The following is an 18,897-nucleotide window of genomic DNA, read 5'->3' on the forward strand; positions in this document are numbered from 1 at the left end:
TCTTGTTTAACGCCGTTGCCAATGATGGATATCCCAGTGATGTAGGATCGCCAAGTCCACCAATTCAGTACCCGGATTGATCACTGCAGCACGATCAACATACTCCAATAATGGCTTGTCATTGATGGAATCACTGTAACCATAGCTGCGCTGGAAATCTAACTGGGGCGACTCGGTGAGCCACTGTTTTAGCCGCTCAACTTTCCCTTCGCGGTAAGTCAGCGTGCCATAAGTCTTGCCGGTATAGCGGCTATTTTCTACCTCTACACCGATAGATAATGCCGCATTGGCCGAGAGTTGTTGTGCAATCGGCGTAACTAAATGCTCGCCGGTGGCTGAAATAATGACGATATAATCACCACGATTACGGTGCCAGTTCATGAGTTTTCTGGCTTGCGGATACACGCGGGGTAAAATGTCGCGCTCAATAAAACGCTCAACCCAACCACCCACTTCAGCCGTATGTTTGCCCACCAAGGGTGACAAGGTCGACTCCATATAACAAGACATCGACAGGCTCCCCTGATAATACTGCTTCATTAAATACTGCTCTTGCTCAGCCAGTTCCTGAGGGGCAAGCCCTTGATCAACCAGCCAGCGTAGCCACAGGCCAGAACTGTCATCACTTATCAGCGTTTCATCGAGATCAAACAAGGCCAAATCCATTAAGCCACCTCCAGGTAGGCAAATCGATTGAAGTGAAACTTAACAGTACTGGACATTGGTCATTACCCACCTAAATAACGGCTATCAATAGCTAACCTAATACTTTCTACCCCAATAGGAAAGCAAATCAGCGTAGCGGCCAAATAAGACAAAATAATGAAAGAAATAACATAGAACGGATTGATATTGGTGTGCCGCTGAGTTTCGGTGTTAATTATTTATATCGTTTAGATATAGATTGTTAAGTATCTAGTCGAGAACGCTCTTAAAACTGCGTCTTATGGTTAAAAACCAGATTGGTTTGCCGCTCAAGCTAAATAGAGAGTGTTGTCGTCTGCCTACTTTCACCCCACAGCTCAGGAGCTAAATATGCTGATTATTCGTTTGTATGGTTGTCCAGTTTTCATTGGTTCTGAGCAAAAAAAGCAGCCCACTGAACATCCTGGAGTGAAAAATGAGTCACCAACACTTAAGCAGCCAATCGCGAGTTAATACAGATACATTACCTTTATTGGATCTTTCATTGCTCAATGGCAGTGAAACTGAACGTCAGACATTCTTAGACGCTTTACGCCATGCCGCGCGAGATATTGGATTCTTTTATCTGACCGGACATGGCATCGATCCCGCGTTATTACAGCAAATCCAAACCTTATCACGTGAATTCTTTGCTCTGCCTGATGAAGAGAAACTGGCGGTTGCCATGGTGCGCTCACCGCATTTTCGTGGCTACAACCGCGCGGCCTCAGAACTCACTCGTGGTCAGCCAGATTGGCGTGAACAGTTTGATATCGGTGCTGAGCGTACACCATTACCTCAAACACCCGGCACCCCGAGTTGGGCGCGGTTGCAAGGCCCAAACCAGTGGCCTGAAGTACTACCCGAATTAAAACCGGCCTTATTGCAATGGCAGCGCGAAATGACGGGTATGGCTTTGCGTTTACTGCGCGCCTTTGCTTTGTCATTGGATCTGGATGAAAACGCCTTTGATGAGTTGTATGGCGATAAGCCCAACGAACATATCAAACTGATTCGCTATCCGGGGAGAGAAACCACGCAAAGCGGGCAGGGCGTCGGCGCACATAAAGACTCAGGTTTCCTCAGCTTCTTATTGCAAGACCAGCAACGCGGTTTGCAGGTTGAAGTGGAAGAGGGGCATTGGATTGATGCCGTGCCACGGCCGGATACCTTTGTGGTCAATATCGGTGAATTGCTGGAGTTGGCCAGTAATGGTTATCTGCGTGCCACGGTACATCGGGTCGAAACCCCACCGGCAGGGACTGACCGCTTATCCATTGCCTTTTTCCTCGGTGCCCGTCTGGATGCAGTGGTTCCGTTGTATCCATTAACCGCGGAACTGGCCGCTGAGGCCCGTGGCCCGGCGAGCGACCCCGATAATCCACTGTTCCGTGATGTGGGGCTTAATTATCTCAAAGGGCGTTTGCGCTCTCACCCAGATGTTGCCGCGAAATTCTATCCAGAAGTGGTTGCACCATCAGTAATATCGGCTACTGCCAGCACAACTTATTGATATTAAATTATAAAAACTTATTTTTGGGATGATTATCATGACTAAAACACGCATTTCTGGCTTGGTTCGCGCCGCAATATTGACTGCTCTGACCTCTACTTTTACTTTATCGGCCCAGGCTGCCGAAGCCTTACGGGTAGCGGCCGATCCGGTTCCTCATGCAGAAATTCTGCAATTCGTGCAAAAGCTAGACCCGTCGTTGAACCTAAAAGTCATTGAAATCCCAAATGGCGTTAACTCGAATGAGCTGTTAGCGCATGGCGATGTGGACGCTAACTACTTCCAGCATGTTCCATACCTGCATTCTCAAGAGCAAGCGCTGGGGCAGAAGTTTGCCGTTGCAGCCACGGTGCATATTGAACCCTTGGGTGTCTATTCTCACAAACATAAAACCTTTGCAGATGTGCCAGATAAGGGCACTGTTGCCGTACCGAATAACGTCACTAACCTCAGCCGTGCGCTCTATTTATTACAAGATCAGGGATTGATCACCTTAAAACCGGGTTTTACCGATCCGGCTAAAAACCAGGCAACACCTAAGGATATTGCCAGCAATCCAAAACATCTGAAAATTCTTGAAATTGAATCACCGCAGATCCCTCGCTCTCTGGATGATGTTGATTTGGCAGTGATCAATGGTAACTATGCACTGGAAGCGGGTTTAAACCCAGCCAAAGATGCATTAGGGCTGGAGAAGGCTGCCGGCAACCCTTATGCCAATATTCTGGTAACCACACCTGCGCTGGAAAATGACCCGCGTATCAAACAGTTGGCGAAAGACTTGCAGTCACCGGAAGTGGCGAAGTTTATCACTGAAAAATATGCCGGTTCTGTTATCCCGGTGGCAGGCATCAAATCATGATTAGCATCGAACGCCTGAGTAAAACCTACACGCAAGGGGGGCTGCCGATGGCGGCCCTGGAGGAGGTCTCACTGGAGATCCCGACCGGCTCGGTGTTCGGTATTATTGGCCGCAGCGGGGCGGGTAAAAGTACCCTAATCCGCTGCTTGAATTTACTGGAACGGCCCACTTCGGGCCGTATTCAAGTAGATGGCCGCGAGTTAACCACACTTTCTGATCGCGAATTACGCCTGCAACGGCAGAATATCGGCATGATCTTCCAGAATTTCCACTTACTCCATTCACGTAACGTATGGGACAACATTGCTGTTGGATTGGAAATTATTGGTATGCCGAAAGCACAACGCCAAACTCGCGTGGCAGATTTATTGGATTTAGTCGGATTGGGTGATAAAGCCCATGCTTTTCCCTCGCAGCTATCTGGGGGGCAAAAGCAGCGAGTCGGCATTGCCAGAGCGCTGGCGGCTAAGCCGTCCTATTTGTTATCTGATGAAGCCACCAGTGCGTTGGATCCTGAAACTACCGCTTCGATATTGGCGCTGCTCAGTGATATTAATCGCCAACTGGGGTTAACCATTGTGCTGATTACCCATGAGTTGGATGTCGTGAAATCCATCTGTGATACTGCTGCGTTACTGGAACGTGGGCGGGTGGTCGAAACCGGCGCGATAGCAGATTTGCTCTCTTCACCTCACTCTCGTCTGGGGCGCTCATTGCTACCTGCACGTGGCCCGGCATCACTATCCGGCGCGCCGGTGGCGGAGCTGACTTTCTTTGATACCGTCTCGGCCTCGCCGGTACTCAGTGAATTGGCACAACGTCATGCGGTTGGGGTCACTCTGCTCGGGGGCGGCGTCGAATCAATTGGTGGTCAACGGGTCGGGCGTTTACAAGTTGATTTCAGCCACCCAGACGGCGGGTTGAATTTAGCTGAAGTGTTACAATTTCTCAATGAGCGCGGTGTGAGGGCAGAACTGATATGAACAGTGGCATGAGTTGGCAGGAACTGCTGGAATTGGTCGCCAATGCGACCGGTGAAACTCTCTATATGGTGGTGATCGCCACCTTTTTCACGATATTGATTGGCCTGCCATTGGGTGTCTTATTATTTGTTTCACGCCCGAATGGGGTGCTACCTGCTCCCCGCGTGAATACATTGGTCGGCGCAATTGTGAATCTGGGGCGCTCAATGCCTTTTGTAGTATTACTTATTGCGCTTATTCCCATCACCCGTTGGATTATCGGCACCACATTGGGTAGCACTGCCGCTATTGTGCCAATCACACTTGGAGCGATTCCGTTTTTTGCCCGAGTCGTCGAAGCAGCGCTGGATGAAGTTGATAAGGGGCGAATTGAGGCCATTTTATCAATGGGCGGATCCGCGCGGCATGTGGTCCAAAAAGTGCTATTACCGGAAGCCTTACCGGCTTTGTTAGCTGGGGTTACCTTAACCGTGGTGATGCTGGTGGGGTTCTCTTCCATGGCCGGTGTTATTGGCGGCGGTGGTTTGGGCGATTTAGCTATTCGTTATGGTTATCAGCGGTTTAATAATGAAGTGATGGTCGCCACATTAGTCATATTGGTGATTTTGGTTCAGGGTGTACAAAGTTTGGGTGATCGGTGGGTTAGGTCATTAGCTCATCGGCGCTGAATTATACCCTGCGTATTTGAAGCCGCAGGGTTGTTAGCTACATTCACTGACCCAAATCACTTACACAAGTAAGCTCATTGGGATTAATGAGCCTCATCCTTGAAGCTCACCCTACGGGCTAGCATTAATGCTGTTCAAATCGGTTCCCTACCGATTTGTTGTTCACTTGCAGCCTACCGGCAACTCCAACTACTTTGGGTATATTCTTCGCTTAATTACTTTCTTTTCTTTTCTTTTCTTTTCTTTTCTTCTCTGTCTGTTCTTGACGTTCTCTTTTGTACCTATCAATATGATAGATACAAAATTGAGGGGTAATTGAATGGAATCTAATACACCTTCGCGCTATCAGGGAATGTCTATCAAAGAGTTTCCGCTTAGCTCTATTTCAGCGCGTAAAATAGTGAATGATTTGGCGATGAATCATACCGGTCGTATTCGTATGAGCACACATGCTAAACAAAGGATGTCAGAGCGGTGCGTAACACTGCGGCAAATTTTGTCTATTTTTACCAGCAAACACAGTCGATTTACTGAAGTACCTCACCAAACTGCGGCTGGTGATTGGAAGTTCAACCTACAAGGTATTGCTGCCGGTGATCTGCTTGAAATTGTTGCTGTATTGAAACGACATGAAGACGATCCTACTGTGTACGTTATCACAGTGATGATTAAGTAAGGGAGATAAGGTCATGTATCACTACACGGAAAGCGGGTTAACCACAGTGTGGTTGGCAAATGGTTATCACTATGACGTTATTAATGGTGAGCAGTTTACTAGTATTGATGATGTTGATGGGTTGCATCGCCTCATTGGCAAAATATTAGTTAATCGCTGCAAACCATTAGTTGCTGATGAAATTAGATTTATCCGTGTTGAAATGAATATGTCGCAAAAAGTGCTCGCGACATTGCTCGGCGTGGATATACAGACGGTCGCTCGTTGGGAAAAGGGGCAAACCAGTTTACCGCGAACCGCAGATGTTGCTTTGCGAGCGCTTTATGCGGAATCGATTGATGAAACCAGTGATGTGGGGCATTTGTTGCGCATACTGGTGGATTCGCAAGTGCAGAAATCTATGGAAAAATTAGTATTTGAAGAGCGTGGTCATGTGTGGCAACGGGCGGTTTAGCCTGTATTCTGCATAGTTAGGTAGGAATGGCCTCTATTCCTACCTTTCTCGTCTGATTAAAGCTTAGCCGTTCAGCGCTTGGTCTAAGTCTGCAATCAAGTCTTCGGTGTCTTCAATCCCAACGGATAAACGCAATAGTTGTGGAGTAATTCCATGTTTTAAGCGCGTTTCCAGTGGGATTGAGGCATGAGTCATGCTGTAGGGCTGGCTGATTAAGCTTTCAACCCCACCGAGGCTTTCGGCCAGCGTAAACAAATGCGAGCGCTTAATAACGGCGCGGGCGAACTCATCATCGCCTTTCAATCGCACTGAAATCATGCCGCCAAAACCGGCCATCTGTTTGGCTGCCAGTGCGTGTTGCGGGTGGCTTTTTAGCCCCGGGTAATACACATTTTCCACTTGCGGCTGCTGTTCAAGCCATTCGGCAATGCGCTGGGCGCTATCATTATGTCGCGCCATACGTAAAGCCAAAGTTCGTAAACCGCGCAATGTCAGGAAGCTACTGAACGGGTCTAAAATCCCGCCGACTGCATTGTGTAAAAAGCCTAATTGTTCGGCTAATTCAGGGTTATTGCCTACCGCCGCGACACCCGCGACGACATCTGAGTGACCATTCAGGTATTTGGTGGCTGAATGCACCACAATATCAAATCCTAAATCCAGCGGGCGCTGAATATAAGGAGAGGCAAAGGTGTTGTCTGCCACACTGATCAATTGATGCTTCTTGGCAATAGCAGCAATCGCCGTCAGATCCGCCAATTTTAACAATGGGTTAGTTGGCGTCTCCACCCAGATCATTTTGGTGTCAGGTAAAATGGCCTGTTCCAAGGCTGCGGTATCCGCAGGGGAGACATAAGTGACGCGCAAACCGGCAGTGCGGCTGCGCACTTTCTCCAGCAAACGGTAGGTGCCACCGTATAAATCATCCACAGCAATGATATGACTACCTTGATCCAGCAGTTCCAGAACGGTCGAACAGGCAGCTAAGCCAGAAGCAAAAGCATAACCACGAATGCCGCCTTCCAATTCTGCAATCGCTTTTTCCAGCGCGGTGCGTGTCGGGTTACCACTGCGGGAATATTCATACCCGGTGTGTTCGCCGGGGGCCGGTTGTGCGAAAGTGGATGTCGCATAAATTGCGGGCATCACTGCACCGGTGCTGTCTGGGGTATAACCGGCATGGACGGTTAGGGTATCGAACTTTGCCATGATAAAAATCCTTAATAAGAGAAGATTAAGCCAGCTTTTGACGCCAGGTATTCAAAACATCGGTACGAGTAATCAGGCCGAGGAATCGCTCTCCATCCAGCACCACCGCTACATGGCCATCATTAAAGGTCGTCAGTAAAGAGCGGTAATCGGCCTCTTTCTGTAAAGTCTTGACCTGACGAGTCATCGCGTTGCTGACAGGGTGTTTGAAATGAGAAGCATCGGTTTGCACCGCGTTCAGCAAGTCCCATTCGTCGATTAATCCAACCACTTTTTCGCCGTCTAATACCGGCAATTGGGAGATGTCGTACAAGCGCATGCGGGCATGAGCGACGGCTAAGGTATCTTCTGGCGAGACAGAAATAGTCGCGCCATCCTCATGGCTATAAGTGATGTAATCACGTAAATCACCCAGTTGAGGTTTGCTCAGTAGCCCCTGCTCCAATAGCCAGTAGTCATTGAACATTTTGGACAGATATTTATTACCGCTGTCGCAGACAAAGGTCACCACTCGCTTAGCCGTGGTTTGCTCACGGCAATAGCGTAATGCTGCGGCCAGTAAGGTGCCGGTTGAGGAGCCAGCCAATACACCTTCTTCGCGTAACAGGGTGCGTGCGGTGCTGAAAGCTTCTGCATCATCAATACGATAGGATTTTTTCACCTGAGAGAAGTTACTCAGCGGCGGGATAAAGTCCTCGCCAATCCCTTCGACCAGCCAACTGCCGGCATCACCAATGCGGTCGCTATCAACGAAATCCGCCAAAATGGAACCCGCTGGATCAGCCAGCACAAATTCAGTTGTCGGTGAAACTTCGGAGAAATAGTGGCTCAGGCCGCTCAGAGTGCCGCTGGAACCCACGCCCACTACGATGGCATCGATTTGTTCGCCCATCTGCTGCCACAGTTCCGGGCCGGTTGAGGTACGGTGAGCTGCGGGGTTAGCCGGGTTATTGAACTGATCAATATAGAAAGAACCCGGAGTCTCCTGCGCCAACCGCAGAGCATAGTCCTGATAATAAGCCGGATGGCCTTTACCCACATCAGAGCGGGTTAGCAGCACTTGCGCGCCTAATGCGCGCAGATGGAAAATCTTCTCCTGGCTCATTTTATCTGGTACCACCAGTATCAGCTTATAGCCCTTTAGTGCGGCAACCAGCGCCAGGCCAAGGCCGGTATTCCCTGCGGTGGCTTCAATAATAGTGCCGCCAGGTTGCAGCAGACCGTCACTTTCTGCCTGTTCAATCATGGAGAGTGCAACACGGTCTTTAATCGAACCCCCAGGGTTCTGGTTTTCCAATTTTACAAATAATTGGCACGGGCCGGTATCAAAGCGGGTCAGTTCCAATAGGGGGGTGTGGCCGATAAGATCAAGCACCGAGCGTGGGATAGCCATTATTGACTCCAGTAAAAATTGAGTTAACCGAATGAGTTCGGTTAACCATCTACGGCTGGATAATAGCGCTAGCGGCTTAGGCACTAAAAATAACAAATAACCCGTTCATATTCCTTTTGGTAATATAGTTATGGTTTTTTAGACGCTTAGGTGCTTAGATGTAAGGCCGTTCAGATAGGCAGATGGTTAGCCGTATAGCCATCAATACTGTGTGAAAATAGCCTCTTTACAAAACAAAACGTAAAACTATGCCCAATTGGCGCGGCAATGGGATAAATTTAGAGCGGTACTAATTTGTGGCTAAGCTAATATTTCAGTACCAGTGAAAAAACGTTACTTTTTCGCTAATTGGACAGTGGTTTTTTCTGGGAATACCACTTATTTCCGATTATTTGCAAGGATACTCTGGCGACCTCATGATGAAATTTATTCCCCCGTTCAAGCTCAAAAAGCTGACTTTCAGTGCTGGTTTATTGCTCTTGGCACTGCCTTATGCCCACGCGGCTGACTCTCCTGCGGCTCCTGCGATAGACGCCAAAGCCTATGTATTGATGGATTACCACAGTGGAAAAGTGCTGGCAGAAGGGAACAGTGACCAACGCCTTGACCCGGCCAGCTTGACCAAAATTATGTCCAGTTATGTGATTGGACAGGCAATTAAAGCCGGTAAAGTGCATCCGGACGATTTAGTGACGGTCGGCAAAGATGCCTGGGCCACCGGTAACCCGGCACTGCGCGGCTCCTCATTGATGTTTTTGAAACCGGGCGATCAAGTGAAATTGTCCGACTTGAATAAAGGCATCGTGATCCAGTCTGGTAATGATGCCAGCATCGCGTTGGCGGATTATATTGCGGGTAGTCAGGACAGTTTTGTTGGCTTGATGAATAATTACGCCAAAGCTCTCGGCCTCAATAACACCAATTTCATGACGGTGCATGGCCTTGATGCCCCTGGTCAGTACAGTACCGCACATGATATGGCAGTATTGGGGCAGGCGTTGATCCGCGATGTTCCTGATGAATATGCATTGCATAAAGAGAAAGAATTTACCTTTAATAAAATCCGCCAGATTAACCGTAACCGATTGTTATGGAGTACTAATCTCAACGTAGATGGTATGAAAACCGGCTTTACCGCTGGCGCTGGGCATAATCTGGTGGCTTCCGCTACCGACGGGCCGATGCGTTTGATCTCTGTTGTGCTCGGCGCACCCAGTGACAGAGTCCGTTTCAGTGAAAGTGAGAAGCTATTGACCTGGGGATTCCGCTTCTATGAAACGGTGGTGCCGATTAAGGCCACAAAGCCTTTTGTGACGCAGAAAGTATGGTTTGGTGACACTGGACAAGCTGAACTGGGTGTGGCGGAGGATGCTGCTATCACCATCCCGAAAGGGCAAATGAAGAATTTGAAAGCCAGTTATAAGCTGAATGAGACCGAGTTGCGCGCCCCGCTGGCGAAGCATCAGGTAGTCGGGACTATTGATTTTCAACTGAATGGGCAAACCATTGATCAGCGCCCATTAGTGGTATTAAACGAGGTCAAAGAGGGCGGGTTCTTCAGCCGCATCTGGGACTTTTTAATGATGAAAATCAGCCAGTTATTTAGCTGATGTAGCGGTTATTAAGGGCTACTTCACCGTAGCCCTTTTATCATCTGATTACTGAGGAAAATCAGTTACAGGCAACAACCTTGATTGCCAAACCACCACGGGAGGTTTCACGATATTTTGAGTTCATATCTTTGCCGGTTTCGTACATCGTTTCGATGACTTTATCCAGACAGACACTAGGCTCGCTGGTGCGGCGCAATGCCATACGCGCTGAGTTAACCGCTTGCACCGCAGAAATGGCGTTACGCTCAATGCATGGCACCTGAACCTGGCCCGCCACTGGGTCACAAGTCAGCCCCAAGTTATGCTCCATGGCGATCTCAGCCGCGATACAGACTTGAGCAGGGCTGCCGCCCATCAACTCCGCCAGACCGGCTGCGGCCATTGAACAAGCTACACCCACTTCCCCCTGGCAACCCACTTCAGCGCCGGAAATAGATGCGTTCATTTTATATAGAGCACCAATAACACCTGCCACGAGGAAATAGCGACTATATGAGTTCTCATTCACTGGGCGAATGAATTTGTCATAGTAAGCCAGTACCGCAGGGATGATACCGCAAGCCCCGTTGGTGGGTGCTGTGACCACTCGACCACCCGCAGCATTTTCTTCATTGACGGCCAAGGCATACATATTGATCCAGTCGACAACCATCATCGGATCAGCATTATGCTTATCGGTAGTCACCAGCATACGGCGTAATGCGGCAGCGCGGCGCGGGACTTTCATCGGGCCGGGCAATAGGCCTTCAGTATTAATACCGCGCTCAATACCGGCACGCATCACATCCCAAATAGCCCCAAAGTGCGCGCTTATCTCGGCTTTACTGTGCAAAGCCAGCTCATTTTGCATCACTAAGCCCGATAAAGATAAACCGGTATCTTTACAGTGCTTTTGTAAGTCACGCGCAGAGTTGAACGGGTAGGGCACAGTAACTGCGTTGCTATCTTGCTGACCAAAATGAGCTTCATCAACAATAAACCCACCGCCAATGGAATAATAAGTTTTGCTGAAAATGCAGTCATCGCCCGCATGTGCGCTGATGGTCATGCCATTTTCATGCAGCGGCAAGTTGGTTTCATGGAAATTCATTCCACCATTTGCCAGGAAATCGACTTCATGGCTACCATTTGCCAGCAACAAACGTTCCCGTGCGGCTACGTCACGGATAAAACCTGGGATAGCATCAATATCAACAGTATCAGGCAGATTCCCCGCCAGACCCATAATGATGGCGATATCGGTATGGTGGCCTTTGCCGGTTAGAGACAAAGAACCGTAAACATCAACGGTGACTCGGGTGATGGCAGAAAGATGCCCCAGTGCGATTAAATCATCGGTAAACAGCTTGCCAGCCTTCATCGGGCCGACGGTGTGAGAGCTGGAAGGACCAATACCAATCTTGAAAATGTCAAAAACGCTGACCATATTATTCGCCTCCTTCATGTAAAGGCGTTAATTATTAAAATGCTTATATGCCGTGGGAAAAAGAGCCGGCGCGGACGCACCGGCTTTTGAAACGATTTTCAGTGGATGCTAATGAGCTGGCCGTGGAGGTTAGCCAGCGTCAGAATCATTTACCGAACAGGCTGAACAAGATTGCTGAGATAGCAATAAGACCCATGATGACCACGAATACGTTGCTTACTTTACCGCTGTATTTACGCATCGCCGGAACTTTATGGATGGCGTACATTGGCATCAGGAACAATAGCATCGCGATGATTGGGCCACCCAGCGTTTCAATCATGCCCAGAATGCTTGGGTTCATGGTTGCTACGATCCAGGTAGTGACCAGCATGAACAGGGCAGTAATGCGGTTCAATTTGTCATGATTGATCTCTTTGCCTTTGCTGCGCAGAGATTTGATCATCATGCCATTGAAGCCTTCACGTGCGCCCAGATAGTGGCCCAGGAAAGATTTAGTGATAGCGATAAAGGCAATAACCGGTGCCATGTAGGCAATCATTGGGGTATTAAAGTGGTTAGCCAGGTAAGACAGAATGGAGATATTCTGGCTTTTCGCTTCTGCCAGATCCGCAGGGGACAGGCTCAGGACGCAACTGAATACGAAGAACATCACGGTAACAACCATCATGATGTGTGCGAAAGCTAAAATGCGCGAGCATTTTTTCTCAGCATCAACACCATATTCTTCGCGTTTTGCTACTGCAAAGGCAGAGATGATTGGGGAGTGGTTGAATGAGAACACCATCACCGGAATGACCAGCCACAGAGTCATCCACAGACCACTACCAGTACCATTGCCATCCATGGAAACGTGTTCGAAGATAGCACTTGACCAGTTAGGGATCAGGTAAACAGCCAGCAGCATTAGGACTGCAACAAATGGGAATACCAGAATACTCATTGCTTTCACAATGGCATGCTCACCAAAACGCACGATAGTCATCAGGCCGATGATAAGGATCAGCGACAGAATGGCACGTGGTGGGGATGGCAGATGCATCTGATGAGTAATAAAGCTATCAACGGTGTTGGTAATCGCGACACTGTAGACCAACAAAATTGGGTAGATAGCGAAGAAGTAAAGCAGGGTAATCAGTTTACCCGCGCCTTGACCAAAATGCTCTTCAACCACTTCAGTGATATCTTCTCCCGGATTTTTACCTGACAGCACAAAACGGCACAGGCCACGGTGCGCATAGAAGGTCATAGGAAAAGCAATAATAGCCATAACGATCAGAGGTAGAAGGCCACCGATACCCGCATTGATTGGCAGGAACAATACACCTGCGCCGATTGCGGTACCGTACAGACCCAACATCCACATGGTGTCACTTTTACGCCATGTACTTGATGAAGTTTTTCCCGAGGAGGCAATAGTGCCTGTTTGAGTAGTGTCCATGAAAAATCTCCAATGTGAACACGTTAATTTAAAATTAAGAGCCGAAAGTTAAGTACCTGTAATGCCTTATTTAGCGACGTTATCAGGCGAAAAATTCAGTCGAAACGATTTGTTTAAAGTTGGTACCCTGGTTATTACTTTGGTGTCGTGGTTGTGATTTATACCTAAACGTTAAAGTGCAAAATTTAACCGATTTTAAGAGGGTGAATTCGCTTTATCGGATATTTTTGTTGTTCAATAAAGAACAGTAGTTTTTGCTGGCGGCAAGATAGCGATTTGTAGTGAAAACTACCGTGATCATGCTCGCAAATGCTCAATAAACTCGACATTCATGACTTGTTGCGGATTTACAAACTATTGTTATATGAATGTTTATAATCCATCAATAAGCACAATGAAAAACACCTCTTTCTTACTGAACAATAAATAAACGATTTATTTTTTATCCCTTAATACCTTGGTGGGCAATATATTTTAACCCAGCTTGCGAATCTAGTAAAAATCGGTTTTTTAACCGGTTTGTTGACGAATATCATTAATTCAAAGAAAGTGAATTGGTTTAACTTATTGATATTAATGGTAATTGTTATTTTTTATGCGAATAAGCAATAGCATCTGGAAATGGCGGTGATATAAACAGTGAAATAAGAAAACAACAATAACAGTGTTGATGGATGGGAATAAGTCAGCGAGTGATTATTGGTACTCTATGCTTTATTTGTCATATGAAAATGAGCGATTAGTAATTGTCAGACAATAAACTAACACCATTCCTTTAATTGAATGCATTAAAAGAACACTAAATGTTAAATTAATTTACCTTAAACCTAAATATAAGTGGATATTAATTCGACAATGGAATCGTGTTTTAAATTTAGCAGGGATAAAAGCACCATTAAGCCACAAATTAAATATGGTTATTTGCCGTCAGATTATTTTGCTTAAATATAATCCATTTTTTATCTGATATAGATAAAGGAATTATCTACTGAGTATTTTGTGAACTAAGATTTTTACTATGTAATCAAGGGTGTCAGCCATTATGGATAACATCAATGAGAGGGGGAATCTAGCGCGCATCTTGCCCGTTATCCGTATCTATACTCGTTATACTTCAAGCTGCATGTGCGTTGGCTACGTTCAATTACCCGAATCACTTACGAGAGTAAGCTCATCGGGGTTCTCTCTCTTGCCGCCTTCCTGCGACTCGAATTATTTAGAGTATATAAGGGGGAAAAGAATCTAACAGTAGGTTTTGATATTGTGCTGTAAAAAGAACTGGCTGAATTCGCTATCGGGCTGACGGTTGGTCACGATGGCATCAAAAAGTGTTAGCGCGCCAATACTGGCGGGCTTGATTTTGCCAAATTTACTGTGGTCAGCCACCAGGATTTTATGCTGGGATTTGGCTATAGCGCGGTGTTTCAACAAGATCTCATCAAAGTTGAAACAGGTGGCTCCATACTCAATAGAAACGCCCGCCGCAGAGATAAAAGCTTTATTTGGGCAAGCATTGTCCAGCTCATTATGTTGGCTGATAGGGGTAAAAATATAGTTATTGGGCTTGAATTCACCCCCGCACAAGATAACTTTGCAATTGGGTTTGTCTTGTAAAGACAGGAAGGTATTGAGGGAGTAGCAGATGGCAGTAAATGACAGTTCCTCATCTATCTCATCGATTATTGAAGGAATTGTGGTGCCGCAGTCAAAAAAAACGGTGTCATTTTCCACAATAAGACGCGCCGCTAACTGGCCAATTAGGCGCTTTTCTTCCACCTGCTTGGCTTGTTGGTCGGACACAAAATAGTTATTGGCATTGTTGCTTTTGGGGTCCATCACTACATAACCGCCAAGCAAAATGACAGAAGTAGGTTCGGCACTCAGATCTCGCCGAATCGTCATTTCAGAAACACGCAATAGATTGGCTGCGTCTTTTAGATGAATTTTGTCGGAGCGCTTAAGGGCCTGAGTAAGTTTATTGATACGTTCTGCACGGCGAGTTTCCATAAGCTATCCCTGACGAGTTATTTTTAACACCATGAACTGTAAAATGAAAAGCGTAAAACAAAGAGTACAAACAGTACATGGAATAAGTAAGCCCGGCAATAACCGGGCTCAGACTGCTGATAAACCTCGACAACTCGATCTTGCAAAGTGAGGACAGATAGAAGAGTAAAGCGTCCGCGCCAGGGATGGCGCGGCTCGAGCCATCAGGGACGATTTTACGGCGTCTTTACGATCTGCCTGTTTTCACCGCTACGAGGACTTTGTCATTAACCTCAGCCCGGTAATAACCGGGCTTATACCCATCACCTTTCAAGCTGCGGGCGCGAGCTACTCGCCATTTAGCAGCTTGAAATCTATTGGATATTTAATAAGTTAGTAACTTGATGCCGATGCTTGCTGGCCTGAAACGATAGCAACACCAGAACTGGTGCCAATTCGTGTCGCGCCAGCCTTAATCATTGTTTCTGCTGTCGCTCTGTCACGAACCGCGCCGGAGGCTTTGACCCCCATCTCCTGGCCAACTGTGGCACGCATCAATTTGACATGATCTTCTTTAGCGCCACCAGTGCTGAAACCTGTTGAGGTTTTAACAAAAGCGACGTCAAGCTCACGGCACATTTCACAAACTTGTACAATCTGTGCATCGCTAAGCAGGCAGGTTTCTAATATTACCTTCAACGGTGTGGCGGCGCAATTATCGCGCACGGCCTTGATGTCCGCTTTAACTTCTGCGATTTTGCCACTTTTCAACCAGCCAACATTGATAACCATATCAATCTCTTGTGCGCCAGCTTTGATAGCAGCTTGGGCTTCAAAGGCTTTTGCTTCGGTCAAGCCAGCCCCCAGCGGGAAACCGATGACTGAACACACTTTAACCGAGGTGCCTGCTAACTGCTGTGCAGCAACTGGAACATACCCAGAGTTAACACATACCGCATAAAAATGATGCTGCTTGGCTTCTTCGCACAGCTTAATAATTTGCTCTTCGGTGGCATCCATTGCCAGTAGGGTATGGTCAATATAATTAGCGTAATTGATCGTCATGATTTTTATCCTTTAGTTCATCTATAAGTTAGCTCTGTTGTTATAATAATAACATTGGTAGGAAAAAACAAAGCTAATTCTCACATTTTTAGCTGTTTTAGATTTTATTTTGTTATTTTAATTACATTAATGGTGATTAAATAACCGCATGAAACACCATGTATTAGCGTAATTATTTGATTTTTAGTACATTTTAAAATTGTGAAAGGATTCTACGGAGAATTTGGCCGGCATTTTAATCTGCCGGCAATGTGAGATGAGTCACGTAGAGGGTGCTAGTTTCTGACCCAGCCTCTGCTGATAGGTAAGGCAAACCCAACCTGATAGAGGCGTTTTAACCCATTTGAAATAGCGTCGCCGAACAAGTTCCACACCAATTGTGCAAACAGGCAGCCGACAATTCCTAGCAAAAATCCACCCACCATATCTAATGGCCAGTGCACACCCAGGTAAATTCGTGACCATGCAATTGCGATAGCTACGACCATCAGGCTGATAGCGGACCACAGTTTGTGCCAAAAAACAAAGGCCAGAGCAAAAGTGAAAATAGCGGTGCCGTGATCACTCGGGAAAGAGCTATCGGGTGCGTGATTCATAAAGTTATAACCAAAACCGACGACAAAAGGCCGGTCGTGGGGGATAAGCATCCCAATGCAGGAGGCTGAGAGCATTGAGAAAGCAAGTGCGATAGCGGCTTTGGCCACTAAGGCACGCTGTGAGTCCATATCGCTTTGTGGCCCCCACAACCACATACCCACTAATAATATGGGGATAATCATGATCAAATCGCGTGCGATAAAAGTCGCAAAAGAAATCATCCATGGCGATGATGCTGGAGTGGCATTTATCATGGAAAAGAAAAAGTAATTCATTTGTTCAATCATTCTTTACCCTTATCACGGTTGTAAAAACCGCTGATCATCCAATACACAGCCAATTGGCTGAGCCAAACCCACCAACCCGCCCACAGGTTATGGGTAAGAAAATGTGCCCCGCGCATGATTTGTCCAAAACCCATCAACATGCCAAGACTCACCCCCGCAAACCAACACAATAAAGCCCAGCGTGGCCGCTCGGGGTAAAACAAGAAAAACAATGCCATTACTGCAAACCCACTAGAGGCATGGCCGCCAGGAAAGCAGTGACCAAGGCCTGCGCCGACCGGGGCTGTTCCCATCAGCACATAGCTCAGGGATTTACCGCCATACTCCACCAGATCCCAAGGGCAGGAGTGGGCACTGGTCGCTTTTAGCACACCTATCACCAGCGGGCCGATACCGAACAGCAACATAGTGGTCACTACGCGCTTATTACGGCGATAAAGACCCCATAGCAATGTGACGACGGCAGCGCTGATAATGGTTATTTTCAATAAGCGATGATTCAGTAAATCCAGCCAGTAATTATTTTCCCATGGAAAATGTTGCGAGGCGGGATCAAACCAATAATTACTGATAAGCCAATCCAACTGTTCATCACGGGATAACCAAAGAAACAGCAATCCACTGATCACCAATGCAAAAACCTGCCAAAAATAAAAGGATAACGGCAACGAGTAAAGGGAGTTTGTCCTAATTGTCAGTGCCGTTGAGGTATTATTTAATGTCGATGTCATGAGGCTTGATTGAGAGGCAGGTTTGTTGATCTTCACGAAATAGCCTGGAGCAGAAGTAGTGATGTTCCTACTGTAATAATTTTGTCTTAAGAAAGCCTTAAGGGGGAGGGATGGGGCGTTCGAATTTCAGGCAAGAAAAAACCCGATAGTCTCATTACTCTATATAAAACAACAATATACAATAAATACAATGAGTTGATTAGTTATTGAGGGGTAGTAAATACTAGGGAAGGGTAACCTCCGCCGCCACTTTGTCGCCAGCTTTCATGGTGGTTAGCGGGTTGAACTGCACTGCGGTTTCTAAGTGTTCTGGCGCAAAGTGAGCATAACGCATTGTCATTTGAATATCACTGTGACCAAGGATACGTTGCAATACCAGAATGTTACCCCCGGACATCATAAAGTGAGCGGCAAACGTATGGCGCAAAACATGTGTGAGCTGGCCAGCGGGTAGCTTAATATCTGTGGTGTTGATTGCGGCCATAAAGCGAAAATAGCATTCACTAAAAAGTCGGTCTCCCTCTAACGCGATTAACTCGTCATGAAGTTCTTTGCTGATTGGCACACTGCGGTTCTTTTTGCCTTTGGTTCTGACAAAGGTAATTTTGTGCGGGCTGACTTGTGAGCGGGTGAGTTTTTCCGCTTCATTCCATCGCGCCCCGGTACTGAGGCAAACTTTAACTACCATAGGCAAATCTGCCCGGCCAAAACTACATGCGGCCAATAGTGTTTTAATCTGCTCATGAGTGAGCCACGCCATCTCTTTTTCTGCCACGGCATACTTGCGCAGATTGTCTAATGGGTTCGGTAGGTTCCATTCACCTAATCTGGCCAACTCGCTAAACATACCGCTCAAAAAACTTTGTTCTAGATTCACGGTAACCGGTTTTGCACCTTTCTTCCATTTCTCAGAAAAGTAAATTTCGCCAGACAAACGCTTAGAACGATAGTGAGCAAAATCTTTGCCACTCAAACTGTGAGCGGGGGGATTACCTAGCGCAGCAACTATCAATTTCAGTTTCTTATAAACCTTTTCACCGGCTTCCAGAGAACGACCATGCAGGTTGTACCAAAGTTCGGCAACCTCGCTTAATGTACGTCGGTCTGGTGCATCTCCTAACCAAGGCTTATTGCTCACCTGATCCATGGTGTAACGTTCAAAGGCTAAGGCTTCACCTTTAGTCGCAAACATTTTTCTTACCCGGCGACCTGTACGGCCTGCCGGGTAGCACTCACATAACCATTGGCCTGTTGGTTGTTTGCGTACTGACATTGAGAACCCCCTTGGAAGATAAAGGGGGTATTTAAC

General features: G+C 47.0%; 17 protein-coding genes. 7 read left to right on the forward strand and 10 right to left on the reverse strand.

Going from position 1 to position 18,897, the window contains the following annotated elements; translation table 11 throughout:
- Positions 1-6: 6 nt before the first annotated feature.
- The gene (locus QSV56_RS01425; RefSeq protein WP_011816005.1) at positions 7-666 is read right to left on the reverse strand and encodes an HAD family phosphatase; all 660 of its coding nucleotides are present in this window, start codon (positions 664-666) and stop codon (positions 7-9) included.
- Between the two features lie 454 nt (positions 667-1,120).
- On the opposite strand from QSV56_RS01425, the gene QSV56_RS01430 reads away from it, so the two are divergent.
- The 6 genes from QSV56_RS01430 to QSV56_RS01455 all read left to right on the forward strand — a co-directional run bounded on the left by QSV56_RS01430 (position 1,121) and on the right by QSV56_RS01455 (position 5,840).
- Complete coding sequence (locus tag QSV56_RS01430) at positions 1,121-2,197, forward strand: isopenicillin N synthase family oxygenase (protein ID WP_046050679.1); 1,077 nt, start codon at positions 1,121-1,123, stop codon at positions 2,195-2,197.
- 37 nt (positions 2,198-2,234) lie between these two features.
- Entirely contained in the window at positions 2,235-3,059 is an 825-nt protein-coding gene (locus QSV56_RS01435) for a MetQ/NlpA family ABC transporter substrate-binding protein (RefSeq protein ID WP_046050680.1), read from the forward strand.
- The gene (locus QSV56_RS01440) at positions 3,056-4,042 is read left to right on the forward strand and encodes a methionine ABC transporter ATP-binding protein (RefSeq protein WP_019079924.1); all 987 of its coding nucleotides are present in this window, start codon (positions 3,056-3,058) and stop codon (positions 4,040-4,042) included. The genes QSV56_RS01435 and QSV56_RS01440 overlap by 4 nt, the downstream gene beginning before the upstream one ends.
- Positions 4,039-4,710 (forward strand): methionine ABC transporter permease, encoded by a 672-nt coding sequence (locus QSV56_RS01445; RefSeq protein ID WP_050298342.1) that lies wholly within the window; start codon positions 4,039-4,041, stop codon positions 4,708-4,710. The genes QSV56_RS01440 and QSV56_RS01445 overlap by 4 nt, the downstream gene beginning before the upstream one ends.
- A 319-nt stretch (positions 4,711-5,029) precedes the next feature.
- On the forward strand, positions 5,030-5,386 hold the full coding sequence (locus tag QSV56_RS01450) for a DUF4258 domain-containing protein (RefSeq protein WP_019079922.1): 357 nt from the start codon (positions 5,030-5,032) through the stop codon (positions 5,384-5,386).
- A 13-nt stretch (positions 5,387-5,399) separates the two neighbouring features.
- A complete protein-coding gene (locus tag QSV56_RS01455; RefSeq protein ID WP_019079921.1) occupies positions 5,400-5,840 on the forward strand; it encodes a DNA-binding transcriptional regulator in 441 nt (146 codons plus the stop codon).
- A 63-nt stretch (positions 5,841-5,903) separates the two neighbouring features.
- On the opposite strand, the gene QSV56_RS01460 is transcribed toward QSV56_RS01455, so the two are convergent.
- Complete coding sequence (locus QSV56_RS01460) at positions 5,904-7,049, reverse strand: PLP-dependent aspartate aminotransferase family protein (RefSeq protein WP_013650116.1); 1,146 nt, start codon at positions 7,047-7,049, stop codon at positions 5,904-5,906.
- A 25-nt stretch (positions 7,050-7,074) separates the two neighbouring features.
- Positions 7,075-8,442, reverse strand: coding sequence for a cystathionine beta-synthase (locus tag QSV56_RS01465; protein WP_050298341.1), 1,368 nt, complete (start codon positions 8,440-8,442; stop codon positions 7,075-7,077).
- Between the two features lie 416 nt (positions 8,443-8,858).
- Here QSV56_RS01465 and QSV56_RS01470 point away from each other — a divergent pair, with 416 nt between their 5' ends.
- Entirely contained in the window at positions 8,859-10,052 is a 1,194-nt protein-coding gene (locus QSV56_RS01470; RefSeq protein ID WP_019079918.1) for a serine hydrolase, read from the forward strand.
- Between the two features lie 61 nt (positions 10,053-10,113).
- Here the strand turns inward: QSV56_RS01470 and QSV56_RS01475 are convergent, their stop codons facing one another.
- From QSV56_RS01475 to QSV56_RS01505, 7 genes are all read right to left on the reverse strand, one after another.
- The gene (locus tag QSV56_RS01475; protein WP_050157357.1) at positions 10,114-11,481 is read right to left on the reverse strand and encodes an L-serine ammonia-lyase; all 1,368 of its coding nucleotides are present in this window, start codon (positions 11,479-11,481) and stop codon (positions 10,114-10,116) included.
- Positions 11,482-11,626: 145 nt separating this feature from the next.
- Positions 11,627-12,922: an HAAAP family serine/threonine permease gene (locus tag QSV56_RS01480; RefSeq protein ID WP_005171308.1), complete on the reverse strand. Its 1,296-nt coding sequence runs from the start codon at positions 12,920-12,922 to the stop codon at positions 11,627-11,629.
- 1,242 nt (positions 12,923-14,164) lie between these two features.
- Complete coding sequence (gene deoR / locus QSV56_RS01485) at positions 14,165-14,929, reverse strand: DNA-binding transcriptional repressor DeoR (RefSeq protein ID WP_019079916.1); 765 nt, start codon at positions 14,927-14,929, stop codon at positions 14,165-14,167.
- A 372-nt stretch (positions 14,930-15,301) separates the two neighbouring features.
- The gene (gene deoC / locus QSV56_RS01490; RefSeq protein ID WP_046050685.1) at positions 15,302-15,973 is read right to left on the reverse strand and encodes a deoxyribose-phosphate aldolase; all 672 of its coding nucleotides are present in this window, start codon (positions 15,971-15,973) and stop codon (positions 15,302-15,304) included.
- A 275-nt stretch (positions 15,974-16,248) separates the two neighbouring features.
- Positions 16,249-16,854: an undecaprenyl-diphosphate phosphatase gene (gene ybjG / locus QSV56_RS01495; RefSeq protein ID WP_172665986.1), complete on the reverse strand. Its 606-nt coding sequence runs from the start codon at positions 16,852-16,854 to the stop codon at positions 16,249-16,251.
- Positions 16,854-17,525 (reverse strand): phosphatase PAP2 family protein, encoded by a 672-nt coding sequence (locus QSV56_RS01500; RefSeq protein WP_046694841.1) that lies wholly within the window; start codon positions 17,523-17,525, stop codon positions 16,854-16,856. Before QSV56_RS01500 ends, ybjG begins: the two co-directional genes overlap by 1 nt.
- A 286-nt stretch (positions 17,526-17,811) precedes the next feature.
- Entirely contained in the window at positions 17,812-18,861 is a 1,050-nt protein-coding gene (locus tag QSV56_RS01505) for a tyrosine-type recombinase/integrase (protein ID WP_267248596.1), read from the reverse strand.
- Between the last annotated feature and the right edge of the window lie 36 nt (positions 18,862-18,897).

This window comes from Yersinia sp. 22-579, from assembly GCF_030433455.1.
GTDB lineage: Bacteria > Pseudomonadota > Gammaproteobacteria > Enterobacterales > Enterobacteriaceae > Yersinia > Yersinia enterocolitica.